Genomic DNA, 16,652 nt, shown 5'->3' with positions numbered 1-16,652 from the left:
GTAGAATCACAGCGTTGGTGTTGCTCTCCCTATTGCCTGGTGCGCTCGCGATGGCCCAGGCGGCGGCGCCGTTGACGGGCCGCTACGAGCAGGAGGGGGGAACTCTCATTGTCTTGGAAGGCGATAATGAGACACGCGTGTACTACGAGGCGGTGTTCCCGCAGGGCGCCAGCGTGGGTACCTGCGAGTGCTCGCTCGTGGTGAAGCAGAAGTCCGGGAGCCGTTGGACGCTCCAGGGCTCCGAGCCTTCGGACAAGTGGAGCCTGAGTGTCGAGCCCACGCGGCTCATCCTTCAGGGGAAGACCTCGGATTGCTGTGGGGCGGGATGGCCTGGCAAGGAATCCTTCGACCGGAGCGGGGTGCGAAGCCCCATCGTCTGCGCGCTCAAGGCGCCCAGGGCGTACTTCTTCGACTCGGAAGCGGCTCCCACCCCTCGCAAGGCGTACGTGGTGACCGGGGACAAGGTGGAGGTGTTCGTTCCCGGCTCCGAGCCGGCCCGGGTCCCCGCTCGCTTCCAGGGCTCGCGCAAGACGACGGTGGGTCTGCTCGAGCGCAAGCACCTGGAGTGTCCGCGAGAGCGCGCCACCCCCGCGAGCCTCCAGTCAGTCAAAGCGGAGCAGCTCCAACCCTTCGCGGGGACGTGGATCGCCCTGACGCGCAAGGGCAAGGAACTCGTCATCAAGAAGCCCTGCGATGCCCACACCCGGAGCTTCACCGTCCGCCCCGCCAAGGGGGAGTTGGAGGTCCAGCTCGGCCAGGAGACGGCGCTCACGAAGGTCACCGGGCTCCAGGCCGGCGCGGTGGCGGGGAGCTCCTCGCTGACGCTGACGTACGAGAGCGGCAACACCGAGACGGTGACGTGGACGGAGGTGGATGCGTCCAGGGGCCTGGTGCGCTTGAGCAGTCCCGATCTCTTCTCCGGGGACCGGGAGTACGTGCGTGAGGACAAGAAGTCGGCATACCCAGTCCAGGAGGAGACGGGCTGCGGCACGGAGCGCTGATGCTCGTCGCATGAGCCCGCGGCCAGACGTCTGGCCGGGTGGTTGCCCGCCCGGGGTCCGCTCACAAAGGACGCGAGGGGGACTCCTTCCCGAGAACCGGTGGTGCTCCGCGCCACCCGCAGGGAGGAGTGTCATGGCCCATCCTCATGAGCAGCTCATTCGCGCCGTCTACACCGAGTTCGGCCGGGGCAACCTCGCGGGAGTCCTCGCGCTCTGCTCGCCGGACATCCGGTTTCGCTTCCGTGGCGACAACGTGCTCTCGGGCGAATACGACGGCGCGGGCCTGGCGCGGATCGCCATGAAGCTCGGGCAGGTGGCGGGCCCGTCGCTGCGGATGAACATCGAGGGGGTGCTCGCCGATGACACGCGCGGCGTGGTGTTCCTGCGCGATACCCTCACCCGTGAGGACGGCGGGGAGTCCTACGAGGTGCGGCTGCTCCACGTGTACCGCATCGAGAATGGCAAGCTCGTGTCCTTCGACGAGCTGCCCTTCGACCAGAACGCCTTCGACGAGGCCTTCCGCGCCCCGGGTGTCCCGTCCACCAACGAGCCGGTGGAGCCGGTCCACTCCATCCACTGAGCCGGGTGGACCCGGACCCCGTCACCTAGCAGATGGATGGCGGGATGGCGTACACGCCCGCCCTGCTTCCTGCTATGGGCTGTTCCCGTGAGACCCTACGAGCTCATCAAGGCCAAGCGGGATGGTCAGCGGCTGGCGCCCGAGGACATCCGCGCGTTCATCGAGGCGTACACGTCGGGGCAGGTGCCGGACTATCAGATGTCCGCCCTGTGCATGGCGGTCTTCTTCCGGGGGCTGGACTCCGTGGAACTGAGCGCATGGGCCCAGGCCATGCTCAGGTCCGGCGAGGTGGTGGACCTGTCGGATACACCGGGCGTGAAGGTGGACAAGCACTCCACGGGTGGGGTGGGGGACAAGGTGTCGGTGAGCCTGGCGCCCCTGGCGGCGGCCTGTGGGGTGCCGGTGCCGATGATTTCGGGCCGGGGCCTGGGGCACACCGGTGGGACGGTGGACAAGCTGCTGTCCATTCCCGGCTTCCGGATGGACATCGCGGTGCCCGAGTACCGCCGGCTGGTGCGCGAGGTGGGGTGTTGCCTCATCAGCCAGACGGAGGCGATTGCCCCGGCGGACAAGAAGCTCTACGCGCTGCGGGACGTGACGGCCACGGTGGACTGCATTCCGCTCATCGCCAGCTCCATCATGAGCAAGAAGCTGGCGGAGGGGATTGATGCCCTGGTGCTGGACGTGAAGGTGGGCAGCGGGGCCTTCATGAAGAAGGTGGAGGACGCGCGCACGCTGGCCCGGACGATGATTGGCATCGGCGCGGAGATGGGCCGCAAGGTGACGGCGCTGCTCACGGACATGAATCAGCCGCTGGGCCGGGCAGTGGGCAACGCGCTGGAGATCGTCGAGGCGGTGGAGATGCTGCATGGCCGGGCGCCGGCGGACTACACCGAGGCGACGATGGCCCTCACCGCCGAGATGCTGGTGCTGGGCCGCAAGGCGGCCTCCATCGCCGAGGCGCGGTCGATGCTGGAGAAGGTCATCGCGGACGGGAGCGCGGTGCGCAAGCTGAAGGAGATCGTCCAGGCGCAGGGGGGAGACCCGCGCGCCATCGAAGACTACACGCGGCTGCCCCAGGCTCGCGCCACGGTGGACGTGGTGCTGGCGCCCCAGGATGGCTTCGTCACCGTCATCGACACGGAGGCGGTGGGCCTGGCGGCGGTGGCACTGGGGGCCGGGCGGCAGCGGGTGGACAGCATCATCGACCCCGCCGTGGGCTTCACGCTGCTGCGCAAGGAGGGCGAGCCCGTGAAGGCGGGGGAGCCCGTGGTGCGGGTGCACTACAACGACCCGGCCCCGCTGGAGGAGGTGAAGGCGCGCCTGACCAGGGCGTACCAGTTCGGGCCCAAGGCCCCCGCTCCCCGGCCGCTGGTCATCGAGCGGCTGGAGTAGTGGGACAACGTCCTCAGCTCCGCGCGTACTGACGCACCCGGGCAAGCCAGTTCCGGGTGTGCTCGTCACCCTTGAGCAGGAAGTCGAAGCGGAGGGCTTCCACCATTCGGACCAGGGGCTCGTCCCGGGCGACGAGCTCGGGGATGTCCCACGGGAACGCGATGCTGGAGTGGTGCTCCTCCACGTATTGGGGGTCCACCGCCACGGCTTCGAGATACCTCGCGAAGAGGTCGAAGAAGCGGTCAACGCTGGACGCGACGGGCAGGACGAACATCTGGTCGTGAGCGTCGATATAGATGACCGGCTGGACGCCCCGAGGGTCGGCCAGAAGGGGCACTGTGCCGTAGTAATAGGCCAGGCTGGGCTCTTGTCCGAAGACGAGGGATGAACGAAACGGCTCCGCGTCGTTCCGGCGAAGTCCTTCGTTGATTCTGGCGAGGCCGTCCTCGTGTGGGCCGGGCGTGTAGAGGAGGAAATCCCCCAGTACTGCGCTCCCCAGACGCCTATAGGCGGCAGCGAGCATGGGGTCGAAGGGGGAACCCAGGAACAGCTGTCCCGAGCCCGGCGCGGTTGGCTCCGGGGTGGATGTCTCCAGCGGGAGGCCGTGTTTCCGGCACACGTCCATCAGTCGTTCCAGGCCGGGCAGTGGGGTGTCGGCTTTCATGGCTACCTGGCTCCTCTGCCCAGGCGGGTGAGCAGTGCGGAGACCTCCGCGAATGCGGCCTGTTCGGCTGCATCGAGTGCACCTGACATACTGGAGTCGTACACCTTGTCGTACCAGCGGCCGAAGTGCCGGTCGACCAGTCCGACCATGTGCTCGACCTGCTCGGTGGTGGCTGGAGTGCCGGGCGGGGGGCGGAACGTGTTCCACATCCTGTTGATGGCTTGATGCACGGGTTTGGCGATGCCCACGAGGTTGGCTTTGTTGTTGATGTCGACTGCGGGCCGGGTAGCCCGTGCGCCGCATGGGTTGCGGTCTCGCCTCTGGAGGCACCGCCACCGAGACCGCCTCATAATCGATTCGCCAGCGGTGACTTTCCCGGTGCAGGGTGAAGGAGATGCCGCCGTTGCGCTGCTCGGTGAGCAGGCCGAGCAATCTTCTCAGGTCCTGCGTGAAGGACTTCTCGTCCACCAGCGATGGTGCCTCGCCTCCGGTGGTGGTTTGTTGCCAGGACAGCAGGGTGAGTGCCCCGTTTTCGGTCCAGAAGGTGAACTCCAGTCTCGTGCCGACCCGCTCTTCACGACTGGCGACTCCCCACATCTGTGCCAGTGCCCACTCGAGTTCGGCTCGACGTGCCTCATCCTGGGTCCTCGACTCCTCGGACGAGGGCGGGTTTCCGTGGCGGATGATGAGGCCGGTCGTCCTTCCCGGTGACAATGCTCCTGGAGTTGGGAGGTGGGCGCTCTCGAAATGACCTCGAGCCGTGGCGCATCCCTGGACCAGCAGTATCATTGCCAGTATCCACCCGCATCCACGGTGGGTCATCGCATGCCCCTTCGCTTCGCGCCCATACGGCTGCGGCGGGATGGTACGGCGGCTTCCGGGTCATCCGGGCGGGCTCTCAGGGGGGAATGCGGCCTCCAGGCCCTGCCTGTGAGCGTCCGGTGGTCGCCCATTCCACACCTGATCACCTGAGTCCGTGCCAAGGGCGCGAGTGTAGGTATGATGGGGGGCGGTAGCCCGCGCGGGAGCGAGCAAGGCATGAGTGAGCAGTCCAAGGACGATGGCCAGCGGCGGGCGGATGAGCGGCGGGAATCTCCCCGGGTTCCCATGCGCATCCGCGTGCGGCGGGAGGGCTCGTCCCAGGCGTTCGACTCTCGCGAGGGCAACATCTCGCTCGGGGGCTTCGCCTGGTTCGGCACGTCCCTGTCGGTGGGCATGAACGTGGAGGCTCGCTTCACGCTGCCCGGCTCCACCGAGGAGCTCCAGGTCCGCGGTCAGGTCCTCCACGTGGCCCACGGCTCGCGCGGCTCCTCGGCGCACGTGCGCTTCCTGGATCTGCCCATGGAGACCGAGATGCTCATCGCCCGCTACCTCGATGACCTCGAGCTGGCGGAGTCCAGAGGGGGAGGCGGTTCATGAGCGCGGACATTCCCTGGGAGCAGCTGTTCGAGGCGGCGAAGAAGGTCCGGGATCGCGCCCATGCCCCGTACTCGAAATTCCCGGTGGGCGCGGCGGTGCTCTACGCGGATGGCTCGGTGGTGACGGGCTGCAACGTGGAGAACTCCTCCTACGGACTCTCCGTGTGTGCCGAGCGCGGTGCCTTCGCGGCCGGAGTGGCCCAGGGCCGGAGCAAGCCGGTGGCGGTGGCCATCGTGGTGGACACGCCCACCCCATGCCCGCCCTGTGGCATGTGCCGGCAGGTGATGCTGGAGTTCGCCCCGAAGGAAATGCCCGTGCGCAGCCGCAACCTCAAGGGTGATGAGGCGCGCTACTCCCTCGGAGAGCTTCTCCCCCACGCCTTCACCAGCGATTTCCTCTAGAGTGCGGTCCGTGGATCTGCTCCTCACCAACGGCACCGTCGTGACCATGAACCGCGAGCGCGAGGTGCTCGCGGAGGCAGATGTCCTCATCCAGGATGGGCGCATCGCCCGGGTGGGACGCAACATCCGGACCCGGGGCGCTGGTCTGCGCGTGCTGGACGTCGCCGGCAAGGTGGTGCTGCCCGGCCTCATCCACGGCCACCTGCACGCCTGTCAGACGCTCTTCCGCAACCGGGCGGACGGGCTGGAACTGCTGGACTGGCTGCGCGAGCGCATCTGGCCCTTCGAGGCCGCGCACGACGCGGACTCCATGCGCGCCTCGGCGGACCTGACCTTCGCGGAGCTCATCCGCTCGGGGGCCACGGCGGCGCTCGACATGGGCTCGGTGCGTCACTACGACGCCGTCTTCGAGTCCGCCCGCGACTGTGGCTTCCGGCTCACCGGCGGCAAGGCGATGATGGACGCGCCCGACGTGCCCACCGGGCTGCACGAGTCCACCGAGGCCTCGCTGGCCGAGAGCCTCGCGCTGCTGGAGCGCTGGCATGGCACCCACGGGGACCGGCTGCGCTACGCCTTCGCGCCGCGCTTCGTCCTCTCGTGCACGGAGAAGCTGATGCGCGAGGTGGGGCGCCTGGCCCGGGAGAAGGGCGTGCGCATCCACACCCACGCCAGCGAGAACCGCTCGGAGGTCCAGGCGGTGCGCGACCTCACCGGCCGGGACAACGTGGCCTGGTTCCACGAGCTGGGTCTCACTGGCCCGCACGTGACGCTGGCCCACTGCGTGTGGCTGACCGAGGCGGAGCAGAAGGTGCTGCGCGACACGCGCACGGTGGTGTGCCACTGCCCCAGCTCCAACCTCAAGCTGGCCTCGGGTTTCGCCCCGGTGCCCGAGCTGTTGGACGCGGGCGTGACCGTGTGCCTCGGCGCCGACGGCGCGCCCTGCAACAACAACCTGGACATGTTCATGGAGATGCGGCTGGCGGCGCTGCTGCACAAGCCGCGGGTAGGCCCCCGGAGCATGCCGCCCGAGCGCGTGCTGGAGATGGCCACGCTCGGCGGGGCCCGGGCCATTGGCATGGAGGCGGAGCTGGGCTCGCTCGAGGAGGGCAAGCGCGCGGACATCACCGTGGTGGACCTCTCCGGCCTCCACGCCACCCCGGCCGACCCCCGGGACTTGCTCTCCCCGCTCGTCTACGCCGCCCGCTCCACCGACGTGGTCCACGTCCTCATCGACGGCAAGCCCGTCCTCAAGGACCGTGCCCTCCTGACCCTGGACGCGGCCTCCGTGGCCTCGAGCGCCCGGCAGCACTCCGCCCGCATCACCGCCCGGGTCCGCTGAGGCCACGAATCCGTCACGGGTAGGGCCTGCTCGCACTCCGAGCGTACCAGCGGGGCCCGGCGAGTGTTCTCTGGCAATGGGCACTGTTCGCCGAGCGTAGGCCCCAGGCATTCGTCATACGTGGAATACGGTGGGATGGTGTAAGGTCCCCACAAGACTCGAATTCGCAGGAGGTAGACCCCGGCCATGTGGAACCGGTTCACAAGGGCAATGCGCAGCTTCTTCGGTTTCTTCGTCTCCTCCATCGAGGACCCGGAGCTCATTCTCGAGCAGAACATCCGTGACCTGAACGATCAGGTCCCGAAGATGAACGAGTCCATCGCCATGGTGCGGGCGAACCTGACGCTCCTGGAGAAGGAGAACGTCAAGTACAAGAACGACATCCGCGACCTGACGGCGAAGGTGAAGGCGGCCATCCAGGCGGGACGTGACGACCTGGCGGCGCAGTACGCCACCAAGCTGCAGACGGAGAAGGCGGCGCTGGAGCGCAACGAGCAGCAGCTCGAGACGGCCAAGCAGGCCTACGAGAAGTCGCTGAACCTGAAGAAGGCCTTCATGCGCGAGAAGGACCGCAAGACGCAGGAGGCGATGAACGCCATCCGCGACGCGCGGCGTGCGCAGTGGCAGTCCAAGGTGGCCGACGCCATGGAGTCCTTCCAGGTGGCCGGCATCGACGCCACGCACGACGAGATGGTGCGCAAGGTCAACGAGAAGGCCGCCGTCAACGAGGCGCGCATGCAGATGGCGCTCGAGTCGGTGGACCACCAGGCCGTGCAGATCGAGGAGGACGCCGAGCGCCTCCAGGCCATGGATCTCGTGAAGCAGATGAAGATGGAGATGGGTCTCCAGAGCCCCGCGCCGGTGTCCGAGGTGGGTGGCGGCACGGAGAAGACCATCGGCAAGAAGGTGGAGATCAAGTAGTCCCGTGGAACGGAGGAGGCCGAGCTGATGGCGTTGCGACGCGGACCCGGCCTCTATCCGTTCCTGGCGTTGTGTGTCCTGGGGGCGCTGTACCTGCTGGCCTCGCGGCTGGGGTACCTGGACCGCCTCCAGGCGCGTTTCTTCCCGGCGGCCAAGGAGGCGGTGCGCCTCTCCCCGGGAGACTTCCCCGCGGGGGTGGCGGCACCGGTGGCGGACCTGGCCTCGGTGCCCCTGAGGCCCACGCTCATCGGCTTCACCGCGCGAGGCTCGGCGGCGTCGTTGCTGCTGGCCACGGGTGGGGCCTCGACGCTGGACAACCCCGCGGTGCCGGCGGGCGCGGCGCAGGGCCTGCTGAAGACGGCCTACGCCATGGACGCGCGGGCCGTCGTCTTCCCCACGGACGAGGAGCTGCGGCAGGCGTTGGCGGTGGGCGCGGAGCACGGCGGGGTGGACATGGCGGCCATTTCCGTGGACCGGCTGGCGGCGTGGCTGCCGTCGCTGCGGGACGCGGCGCCGCGCACGGTGATGTTGCTGGGGCGCAGTCGAGGGCAGGAGGCGCTGGCGGCGGTGGGGGTGCCGGACCTGGCCTCGCTGCGGGGCAAGCGGGTGGGGGTGTATACCTCGGGCGCCTCGTACTACTTCGCGCTGTGGGTGCTGTCGCGCGCGGGCCTGCGCATGACGGATGTGCGGTGGGTGGACCTGCCCTCCACGCTGGACGCGGGCCGGGCCCTGCGCGAGGGCCGGGCGGACGCGGTGGCGGGACTCTGGGGCGATGTGGAACTGGCGGCGAGGGATCGGGGCGGCGCGGTGCTGGCCACCACGGCGGACGCGCCCCACCTGGTGGCCACGGTGCTGGTGGCCCGAGGGGATTACGCCGCGCGTTACCCGGACGCGGTCCGCCGTGTCATCCGCGGGCTGCTGGACGCGGGGGCCAATGTGCAGAAGGACCCGGGGCCCGGGGCGCGGCTGTTGGGCGAGGTGGCGCCCTACCTGGGAGACCCCACCGAGGCCATCCGGAGTGCCCCTCCGGCCACGTTGGCGGACAATCGGGCCTTCTTCGGGCTTTCCGGCGAGGCGCCCGTCACCTATGACGAGCTCTTCCAGAGCGCCTCGGCGCTCTACCGGAAGATCAGGCGCACGGCGGCGGCCCCGCCAGCCGAGGACACTCGCGACCTCGGCGCGCTGAAATACGTGTCGGAGGCGCGAGGGCCCTGAGCCCTCTGTCCGCGAGGCGCCTCCCTGGCGAGGACTTCCGTGGCCCGCACTCCCAACTTCTTCAAGGCTGCACTCCTGTTGCCCGCCAACCTGGTCGGGCTGTTGACCGCGGGGGCCTCGTCGGCGCTCACCGGGGAGCCACTGCCGATGCTGGTGGCGCTCGGGGTGGAGACGCTCTACCTGGGCGTGGTGCCCTTCTCGAAGCGCTTCCAGCGGGCGGTGCGCGCGAGTACGCCGGGGGCACAGGATGACGAGGCCGCGCGGCAGCAGGTGGACTCGCTGCTGTCGGAGCTGGCCGCCTCGCAGCGCGAGCACTACCAGGTGCTGGTGGGGCTGAAGGAGAAGATCCTCGCCAACTACGCGAAGCTGCCCGGTGGGCGGGTGCTGGCGGCCAGCAGCGAGCAGCGGTTGGACGCGCTGCTCACCTCGTTCCTGCGGCTGATTTCCACGCTGAACCAGTACCGCACGTACCTGAACTCCTCGGAGCGGCTGTCGCTGGAGAAGGACGTGCGCGCGCTGGAGTCGGAGCTGGGGCAGGAGACGAATCCGCGGCTGAAGGACGTGAAGGAGAAGCGGCTGGAGCTCCTCAAGCGGCGGCTGGCGCGCTTCGAGCAGGCGGGGGAGAGCCGCGAGATGGTGAGTCACCAGTTGGCGAGCATCGAGGACCTGATGCGGTTGACGCACGAGCAGTCCATCGCCATCCGGGATCCCGAGGGCGTCAACCGGCAACTCGACGCGCTCAGTGCGGAGGCGCAGGCGACGGACGAGACGGTGCGCGACATGGAGCGCTTCCTCGACTTCAGCGAGGAGACCGCGGGTCCGCTGCCGCACGGGACGCGGGTGCGGTGAGGGATTCCAGACAGCGCGTGGCGTGAGCCGTTTCGTGTCTCGGGTGTTTCCTGTGTCATGCCAACCGAGGGCCCATGGCTCACGGGAGGAGAATGACTCGGGCATTGCTGGTGCGTGTGTTCCTGCTGGGGACGATGGCGCTTCTGCTGGAGGGCTGCGCGACCGTCTCCGGTGGGAGCATCCCGCCGTCTGCCTTCGAGTTCCACGACATCGTACCCGAGCAGGGGCCGGAGGCGGGTGGATGGAAGGTGGCTCAGGTGAACATCTTGTTGTCCCGGATTTCTCGGCGCAGGCCGTTGCAGGCCTGGTGCGATGTCGAGGTCGGGGTACCCCGTATCACTGGCAAGCGACCCATCTCCACTGAGACCGCACAGCGGAGATCGGCGGAATCCGCCAATGGGGCCGCTCGCATGGTCTTGCTTGGGAACGAGACTGTATCCGCCATGGCCTGCAAGCAGTTCAGGGATGAGATGAGGCTTCTGCTGAGGGAATACATCGGTGGGGTCAGGGTGACGAAGTTCATGACCCCAGGCCTCGAGCCGAAATCCTTCCCTGATGATTGAGGTTCAAGACAGCATGGATGAGCGTTTCTCCGCGGACGCACTCGTTGAACTCGTGCATCACTATTATCCGTCGGGCATTCATGGGGACGATCCGCGGCACAGAGAAAGTGAGGAGTACAAGCGGTTGACCGCTGCGCGGCTGGCTGCGCAGAAGGAGGACGCGGGCTGGAAGACCTTTCGGCAGCGCGTTCGCGAGCAGCTTCCTGAATGCAAGCAGTGGGAGCTGCCTGGTCTTCTCTACGACCCGAGCCGCCGTGTTCGTATCTACCTGCCGGATTCGCAGGTTCCCGCGGGGGAGCGGAAAGCCGTTGTGGTGCTCACGAGTATCCTGGCCCCGATACACATCCTGCATGCTTCTCGGGAAGTGGATCTGGACGAGGAGCGGTCGAGCTACCAGAGTTGGTTTCCTCCTCTTCCGCCCGAGTACCTGCCGTATGAAGCCAGGCTGGATGCGCTCGTTCGTGAGTCGTTCGGGACCGTCCGGTTGTCCAACGACGTTCTCTTCACCCCTGTGCCGGACCTCCAGGTCGGCAACACGGGCTTCGAAGAGGTGAAACTCCTCCACTGCCTCTTCACTGACGACATCTGGTGAGGGTGCTCGCGGCTTGAGTGGCGCGGCACCCTCACCCCATGCGCTCAGTAGACGGTGCTCTGCCAGGGGAAGAGGTACGTGAGCGGGACATTGAGCCGTGCCGCCCACGAGGACTCGTTGTGCCCCGCTCCCTGGGCCACGTAGTAGTACAGGTCGTTGCCCTGCACGTACCCGTCCGCCACCAGCGCGTCCCGCATCCGCGTCGTCTCGGTCAGCCCGTCGCTGCTCGTCCCCGCGTCGATGTAGAACTTCACCGCCACCTTCGTGGTCGCGGCCTCCACCTGCTTCGTCAGCGCCTGGTTGTTCCACCAGAACGAGCTCGACAGCGCCGCCAGCTTCCCGAAGACGGCCGGGTTGCGCCGCCCGATGTAGAACGACACCAGCCCGCCCAATGACGAGCCGATCATCGCCGTGTTCGCCTTCGCCGACAGCGTCCGGTAGTTCTGGTCGATGAACGGCTTCACCGTGTCGAGGATGAACCGCTCGTGCTTGTCCGCGCCCCCGCCGCCGTACTGGGGATCGCAGCAGGGCGTGTACTCGTAGATGCGGTTGGCGTCGCCGTGGTCGATGCCCACGATGATGACCTCGTCCATCGAGCCGTTGCCGATGAGCGAGTTGGCCGTCTCGTCCATGCGCCACTCGACGCCGTAGGTGGCCCGGGCGGCGCTGAAGAGGTTCTGCCCGTCATGCGCGTACAGCACCGGGTAGCGCTTGAGCGGGTTCGCCGAGTAGCTCGGGGGCAGGTAGATGGTGAGTGCCCGCGAGTTGCCGAACTGCGGCGAGTAGAAGTTGGAGACGGTCTGCAGCTGGCCCGAGGCCGGGCCGAAGAACGGGTAGATGTCCACCGTGGCGCCGGCCTTGATGCGGTAGTTGGCGCCGGTGGACCAGGTCACGTCGTTGATGAGGGGCTTCACCTCCACGTCGCCCACCGTGTTGGACCAGGTCAGCGTCCAGGCGTTGCCCGTGGTCCACGTGGCATTCGTGCCCGTGGTCCACGACAGGGGCGCCTTGCTGCCCCGGAGGGTGATGCGGTTGCCGTAGCCGACGTCGTAGAAGACCCGGACGGTGGTGGCCTCGGCCGCCGTGCTCATGGCCAGCAGCAACATCGCCGCCAGCGTGCCTGCCCTGCGCGTGAGGGAATCGGACATGGGAGTGCTCGCCTGTTCGTGGGGATTGCCGCCTCCTGGACTCGCCGGGGCGCGGGTTGATCACCCACTCTCCCAGTGCGCTTCCGGGTAGGGCAAGGTCTCCCCCCGGACGGCCGTGGCGAAGCTTCCGCAGGAAGAATTTGACTCCGGGCCCGGGGCCGTCTGCACTCCCGTTCCTATGCTCCGCCGCGCCTCGCCCTGGCTCCTGCTCGTACTCCTCGTGTTCGCCGGTTGCTCCCGTTGCGGCGACAAGCAGGGCACCCAGGGCGTGAAGACGACCAACCCCGCCCGCTTCCTGCCCCGAGGCGCCCAGGCCGCCATCGTCGTCCCCGATCTCGGCACCTTCGGCGAGCGGCTCGCCCGCTTCCAGAACCTCAAGCTGGCCAACTTCGTCGCCCAGCTCCAGAACGCCTCGTCCGCCGAGGCCTACGTCTCCGCCATCATGCGTCAGGTGGGCGTGGACCTGCGCAGCCGCCATGCCATGGAGGCCGCCGGAATCGCCCCGGGCCGTGGCGCGGGCGCGGCCCTGCTCGGTGGCAACCAGGCCTTCTCCGTGCTCGGCGTGAAGGACGAGAAGACCCTCCGGGGGACCTTCTCCACGCTCGCCCGGGGCCGGCTCGGCGCCTCGGAGACCGCCGAGCAGCAGGTCCCCGGCGGCACGCTCGTCACCTTCACCCGGCCCGGTGCGCAGCAACCCTCGCTGGGGCTCCTCTTCACCGGCGATTACGCACTGCTGGGCGCGGGCGCCATGGTGTCCCAGCTCTCCGGTTACGCCACGCTGCCCGTGGAGAAGTCGCTCGTCGCGGAGCCGCTCCTCAACGACTCCCTCAAGCGGCTGCCCGCCGAGCGCGACTTCTACGCCTTCCTCCCCGGTGGCACGGGTTTCCTCATTCCGCCCGGCACCACCCAGGCCGTCACCCTGGCGGGCTCGCTGGGCGAGCGCGCGGTGACGCTGCGCGTGGATACGCCGTGGCCGGACACGCAGGCCTCGCTCGCCGCGCTCGTGCCGCAGCAGGCCACGGACCTGAGCGGCTACCTCCCGGAGGACAGCTTCCTCGTGGCCCGTTACCGGGGAGACCCCGCGCAGCTCGATGGCGTCTGGCCCTACCTCGTGGGCCCCTACGTCACCCGCGCGGTGCAGGAGAGCGGCTTCGACCTGGAGGGCGAGGTGCTGGACAAGCTCGAGCCCGGCCTCGTCGCGGGCGTGTCCCTGGCGCCCACCGCGCAGCTCGGGGCGGGCGTGCCATCGTTGGACCTGCGGCGCACCAACCCCTTCCGCTTCGTGCACATGGTGGTGGTGGGGGAGGGGAAGGACCCGGCGGCCCTCGCCTCCACGCTGGAGAAGGTTCCGCCCATCGCCCAGCGCTTCGGCGCCGAGGTGAAGCCCGCGGACGTGAGCGGCCAGCGCGTCTACCTCACCTCGTACCGGCAGGGAGAGGGCGCGCACTTCGCCTCGGTGGGCGACAAGGTGGTGCTCGCTGCGCCGCAGTCGCGCCTCGAGGCGGCGCTCACGAAGCTGAAGGCCCCCGCGGGTACCAGCCCCGTGGCCGAGGACCTGCGCCCGGCGCTCCAGGGGCCGGTGCTGGGGGCGGTGTTGGACCTGCGGCGCCTCGCCGATGCGGTGAAGGCACTTCCCTCCGAGGCCTGGGGCATTGGCGGCTTCGCCATCAAGGCGACCACGGTGCGCTGGCTGGACGCCACGGATGACCTCCGCGCGGTCACGCTGGGCCTCTCCGAGAAGGAGAAGGCCCTGCAGGCCGAGCTCACCCTCTGGTTGGCACCCCATTGATACGCGCACGCGACATCGTCAAACAGTACCGGGATGGGGACGGCACCGAGGTGCGCGTCCTGGATGGGCTCTCGCTCGACGTGGCGGACGGTGACTTCGTCGCCGTGGTGGGCCCGTCCGGCAGTGGCAAGTCCACGCTGCTGCACCTGCTGGGCGGCCTGGACGTGCACTACCAGGGCGACGTGGAGGTGGCCGGCGTCAAGCTGTCCGGCCTGAAGGACAAGGAGCTCGCGCGCTTCCGCAACCAGCACGTGGGCTTCGTCTTCCAGTCCTTCCACCTCATCCCCAACCTGTCCGCGGTGGAGAACGTGCTGATGCCCTCGCACTTCGGCGCCGCGTCCCCCGAGGCCCGCAGGCGCGCCGAGTCCCTGCTCGACCGGGTGGGCCTGCTGGCCAAGAAGGACCGCGCCCCGGTGCGGCTCTCCGGTGGCGAGCGGCAGCGCGTGGCCATCGCCCGGGCGCTCTTCACCGGCCCCCGGCTGCTCCTGTGTGACGAGCCCACCGGCAACCTCGATGCCGCCACCGGCGCCGGGGTCATCACGCTCTTCGAGGAGCTGAACCGCGAGGGCATCACCCTGCTCGCCGTCACCCATGAGGATCGCATGAGCTCGGCGGCCCGGCGGGTGCTGCGCCTCAAGGAGGGCCGGCTCGTCGAGGAGACCCGGCCCGCGCTGGCGGGAGGTGTGTCATGAGGCTGGCGGCGCTGTCCCAACTGGTACGGCTGAGCCTCGCGCGCGAGCGGCGGGGCGCGTTCTTCTCCGCCTTCGGCGTGGCCATGGGCGTGGGGGCGCTCGTCTTCTTCGTGGGCCTGGGCCTGGGCGTGGGCCGCGTCATCCGCGAGCGCATCTTCCCCAACGACGCGCGGCTGGTGGACGTGGTGCCTCCCGCGGTGTCGCTCGGTTCGTTCCTCGGGGGCGGCAAGCTGGACACCCCCATGGTGGAGCGGCTCCAGGCGCTGCCCGGTGTGGAGAAGCTCTACCGGAAGATGAGCGTGCGCGCCCCCGCGGCGAGCCTCTACAACGGCGACTTCTTCGGCCGGAAGATGCGCATGGGCATGGACGTCCTCGCGGTGGGCGTGGAGCCCGGCCTCGTCGAGGGGGACGTACAGCTCGGCAAGTTCGTGGACCCGGGGCCGGGCCAGCCGCTGCCGGGCCTCATCTCCACGCGGCTGTTGGAGATCTACAACAACACCTTCGCCCCGGCCCGCAAGCTGCCCACGCTCACTCCGAGCCTGCTCGTGGGCTTCACCCTCCCGGTGGACTTCAACCGCTCCTATGTGACCGCCCCGCTGCCCGACGTCGCCGTCATCTCGTCCCAGGTGCAGGTGGTGGGCGCCTCCGACCGGGCGCTGCTCGCGGGGGTCACCATCCCCCTGGACGCCGCCATCCGCCTCAACCGCGAGATGGGCCAGGACGCGGAGACGTACTCGGGCATCACCCTGGTGGCCACCAGCCCCGGCGCGGTGCCGGGCATCATGGCGGCGGTGCGGGAGATGGGCCTGGAGATCGACGACCAGGAGCGGCGGCTCGCGGAGAACGTGGGCGCGGCCGTCACGCTCACCACGTCCGCGTTGGCGCTGCTGTCCATCCTCATCTGCGTGCTCGCGGCGGTGAACATCGCCCATGCGCTGAGTGCCTCGGTGCGCGCGCGGGCCAAGGAGATCGGCGTCATGCAGGCGGTGGGCGCCTCGCGCTCGGACGTGCGCAACATCGTCCTGGCCGAGGCCGGCGTGGTGGGCGTGGCCGGTGGCTTCCTGGGCACCGTCTCCGCGCTTCTGCTGGCCCTGCTCATCGACCGGCTCGCCGTCTCCTACCTGCCGCAGTTCCCCTTCAAGCCCGAGAGCTTCTTCTCCTTCCCCTGGCCCGTGGTGGTGGGGGGCGTGCTGCTCGGGCTGCTGGCCGCGGTGGCCGGCGCCTGGTTCCCCAGCCATCGGGCCGCCGCCACGGACCCCGCCCGCACGCTCGCCGGATGAATCGGCCCTCGCTCAAGACGCTCCTCGGCAACGCCGCCAGCCTGGGGGCCCTCGCGTGGCTCTATGGGGGTGACCTGCTGGATGCCCTGCGGGCCCGGAGCGCCGAGGTGTCCGCCTTTCTGGAGCCGCCCCTGGTGGTGTGGCCCGCCGGGGTGCTGGCCGCGACCGTGGGGGTGCTGGGCGTCGTCCTGTGGGGACTGGTGCGAGGCAGGGGCGAGGACTTCAAGGGGTACCGGCTGTTGCCCATCCTCCTGCTGTGCTCCCTCTTCGTGGACCTGATTCGCGTCGAGAACGAGGTGCCCAGGCGCTCCGAGGACCTGGCGGCCCTGGTGCTCCGCGACGTCGAGGCGAAGGCCGAGGCGCTGTCCGATGGAAGCACCGTCCCGTCGGATCCGGCGGTACTCCAGTCCCTGCTCGCGGGGTTGGATCCACCCCCGTACCTCGTCCGGGGACAGCGCGCGGCGGCCTGGTCGCTCCAGGTGCGCCCGGGGTGTGAGGGTCCCGTCCGGGAGGCGCCGGGCCTCGCGGTGGGGACGCTCATCTACTGCGTGGCCCCGGACCGGAAGACGGCCTGGGTCTCCCTGGTCGCCCTGCCAGCGGGCGAGCGCTTCGGGCTGCCCGCGGTGCTGTCCGTGGACGGCCAGCCACACGTGGCGGTCGTGCAACCCACACCCCCCGAGGAGGAAGAGGGGGTGCCGCTCGAGCTCCCACTGGCTTCTTCCCCCGAGGAACCCGCTGTGGCCCCCCAGGCAACGGATGCCGGCGCCCTGGCTCCGGCCCCTACGCCCTGAGGGTGACTTGTGA

At 69.1% G+C, this 16,652-nt stretch carries 18 protein-coding genes; 15 read left to right on the top strand and 3 right to left on the bottom strand.

Translation table 11 applies throughout. The features are described from left to right. The first annotated feature begins 113 nt into the window (after positions 1-113). The 3 genes from BO221_RS04570 to BO221_RS04560 all read left to right on the top strand — a co-directional run bounded on the left by BO221_RS04570 (position 114) and on the right by BO221_RS04560 (position 2,976). A complete protein-coding gene (locus tag BO221_RS04570) occupies positions 114-1,001 on the top strand; it encodes a hypothetical protein (protein ID WP_143195253.1) in 888 nt (295 codons plus the stop codon). 133 nt (positions 1,002-1,134) lie between these two features. Next, entirely contained in the window at positions 1,135-1,581 is a 447-nt protein-coding gene (locus BO221_RS04565) for a nuclear transport factor 2 family protein (RefSeq protein WP_073559035.1), read from the top strand. Positions 1,582-1,668: 87 nt separating this feature from the next. Beyond that, positions 1,669-2,976: a thymidine phosphorylase gene (locus BO221_RS04560; RefSeq protein ID WP_073559034.1), complete on the top strand. Its 1,308-nt coding sequence runs from the start codon at positions 1,669-1,671 to the stop codon at positions 2,974-2,976. Between the two features lie 13 nt (positions 2,977-2,989). Here the strand turns inward: BO221_RS04560 and BO221_RS04555 are convergent, their stop codons facing one another. Together BO221_RS04555 and BO221_RS04550 are read right to left on the bottom strand one after the other, a co-directional pair. Beyond that, positions 2,990-3,640, bottom strand: a complete 651-nt coding sequence (locus BO221_RS04555) for a hypothetical protein (protein ID WP_073559033.1) — start codon at positions 3,638-3,640, stop codon at positions 2,990-2,992. Between the two features lie 2 nt (positions 3,641-3,642). Further along, the gene (locus tag BO221_RS04550) at positions 3,643-3,888 is read right to left on the bottom strand and encodes a hypothetical protein (protein WP_073559032.1); all 246 of its coding nucleotides are present in this window, start codon (positions 3,886-3,888) and stop codon (positions 3,643-3,645) included. Between the two features lie 790 nt (positions 3,889-4,678). On the opposite strand from BO221_RS04550, the gene BO221_RS04545 reads away from it, so the two are divergent. The 8 genes from BO221_RS04545 to BO221_RS04510 all read left to right on the top strand — a co-directional run bounded on the left by BO221_RS04545 (position 4,679) and on the right by BO221_RS04510 (position 10,939). Then, on the top strand, positions 4,679-5,059 hold the full coding sequence (locus BO221_RS04545) for a PilZ domain-containing protein (protein WP_052517835.1): 381 nt from the start codon (positions 4,679-4,681) through the stop codon (positions 5,057-5,059). Beyond that, positions 5,056-5,460, top strand: a complete 405-nt coding sequence (locus BO221_RS04540) for a cytidine deaminase (RefSeq protein ID WP_073559031.1) — start codon at positions 5,056-5,058, stop codon at positions 5,458-5,460. The genes BO221_RS04545 and BO221_RS04540 overlap by 4 nt, the downstream gene beginning before the upstream one ends. A gap of 10 nt (positions 5,461-5,470) precedes the next feature. Then, positions 5,471-6,799: a 5'-deoxyadenosine deaminase gene (locus BO221_RS04535; protein ID WP_073559030.1), complete on the top strand. Its 1,329-nt coding sequence runs from the start codon at positions 5,471-5,473 to the stop codon at positions 6,797-6,799. Positions 6,800-6,985: 186 nt separating this feature from the next. After that, a complete protein-coding gene (locus tag BO221_RS04530) occupies positions 6,986-7,720 on the top strand; it encodes a PspA/IM30 family protein (RefSeq protein ID WP_043391843.1) in 735 nt (244 codons plus the stop codon). Between the two features lie 27 nt (positions 7,721-7,747). After that, a complete protein-coding gene (locus BO221_RS04525) occupies positions 7,748-8,935 on the top strand; it encodes an ABC transporter substrate-binding protein (RefSeq protein WP_073559029.1) in 1,188 nt (395 codons plus the stop codon). A 39-nt stretch (positions 8,936-8,974) separates the two neighbouring features. Then, entirely contained in the window at positions 8,975-9,784 is an 810-nt protein-coding gene (locus BO221_RS04520; protein ID WP_073559028.1) for a hypothetical protein, read from the top strand. A 92-nt stretch (positions 9,785-9,876) separates the two neighbouring features. Beyond that, positions 9,877-10,347: a hypothetical protein gene (locus tag BO221_RS04515; protein WP_073559027.1), complete on the top strand. Its 471-nt coding sequence runs from the start codon at positions 9,877-9,879 to the stop codon at positions 10,345-10,347. A gap of 13 nt (positions 10,348-10,360) precedes the next feature. Beyond that, a complete protein-coding gene (locus BO221_RS04510) occupies positions 10,361-10,939 on the top strand; it encodes a hypothetical protein (protein WP_143195252.1) in 579 nt (192 codons plus the stop codon). 44 nt (positions 10,940-10,983) lie between these two features. Here the strand turns inward: BO221_RS04510 and BO221_RS04505 are convergent, their stop codons facing one another. Continuing rightward, complete coding sequence (locus BO221_RS04505; protein ID WP_083680736.1) at positions 10,984-12,087, bottom strand: alpha/beta hydrolase; 1,104 nt, start codon at positions 12,085-12,087, stop codon at positions 10,984-10,986. A gap of 178 nt (positions 12,088-12,265) precedes the next feature. Here BO221_RS04505 and BO221_RS04500 point away from each other — a divergent pair, with 178 nt between their 5' ends. The 4 genes from BO221_RS04500 to BO221_RS04485 are packed head-to-tail and all read left to right on the top strand — an operon-like array spanning position 12,266 to position 16,639. Next, entirely contained in the window at positions 12,266-13,876 is a 1,611-nt protein-coding gene (locus BO221_RS04500; RefSeq protein WP_073559025.1) for a hypothetical protein, read from the top strand. Further along, complete coding sequence (locus tag BO221_RS04495; RefSeq protein WP_073559024.1) at positions 13,873-14,568, top strand: ABC transporter ATP-binding protein; 696 nt, start codon at positions 13,873-13,875, stop codon at positions 14,566-14,568. Before BO221_RS04500 ends, BO221_RS04495 begins: the two co-directional genes overlap by 4 nt. After that, positions 14,565-15,848: an ABC transporter permease gene (locus tag BO221_RS04490; protein ID WP_073559023.1), complete on the top strand. Its 1,284-nt coding sequence runs from the start codon at positions 14,565-14,567 to the stop codon at positions 15,846-15,848. Before BO221_RS04495 ends, BO221_RS04490 begins: the two co-directional genes overlap by 4 nt. Beyond that, positions 15,845-16,639 carry a hypothetical protein gene (locus tag BO221_RS04485; protein WP_073559022.1) on the top strand — a complete coding sequence of 265 codons (795 nt, stop codon included), beginning with the start codon at positions 15,845-15,847 and terminating at the stop codon, positions 16,637-16,639. Before BO221_RS04490 ends, BO221_RS04485 begins: the two co-directional genes overlap by 4 nt. Positions 16,640-16,652 lie beyond the last annotated feature (13 nt).

This window comes from Archangium sp. Cb G35, from assembly GCF_001896145.1.
Classification (GTDB): domain Bacteria; phylum Myxococcota; class Myxococcia; order Myxococcales; family Myxococcaceae; genus Archangium; species Archangium violaceum.
Note: the sequence above shows the minus strand (reverse complement) of the source record. Positions and strands in the feature narration are given on the sequence as shown.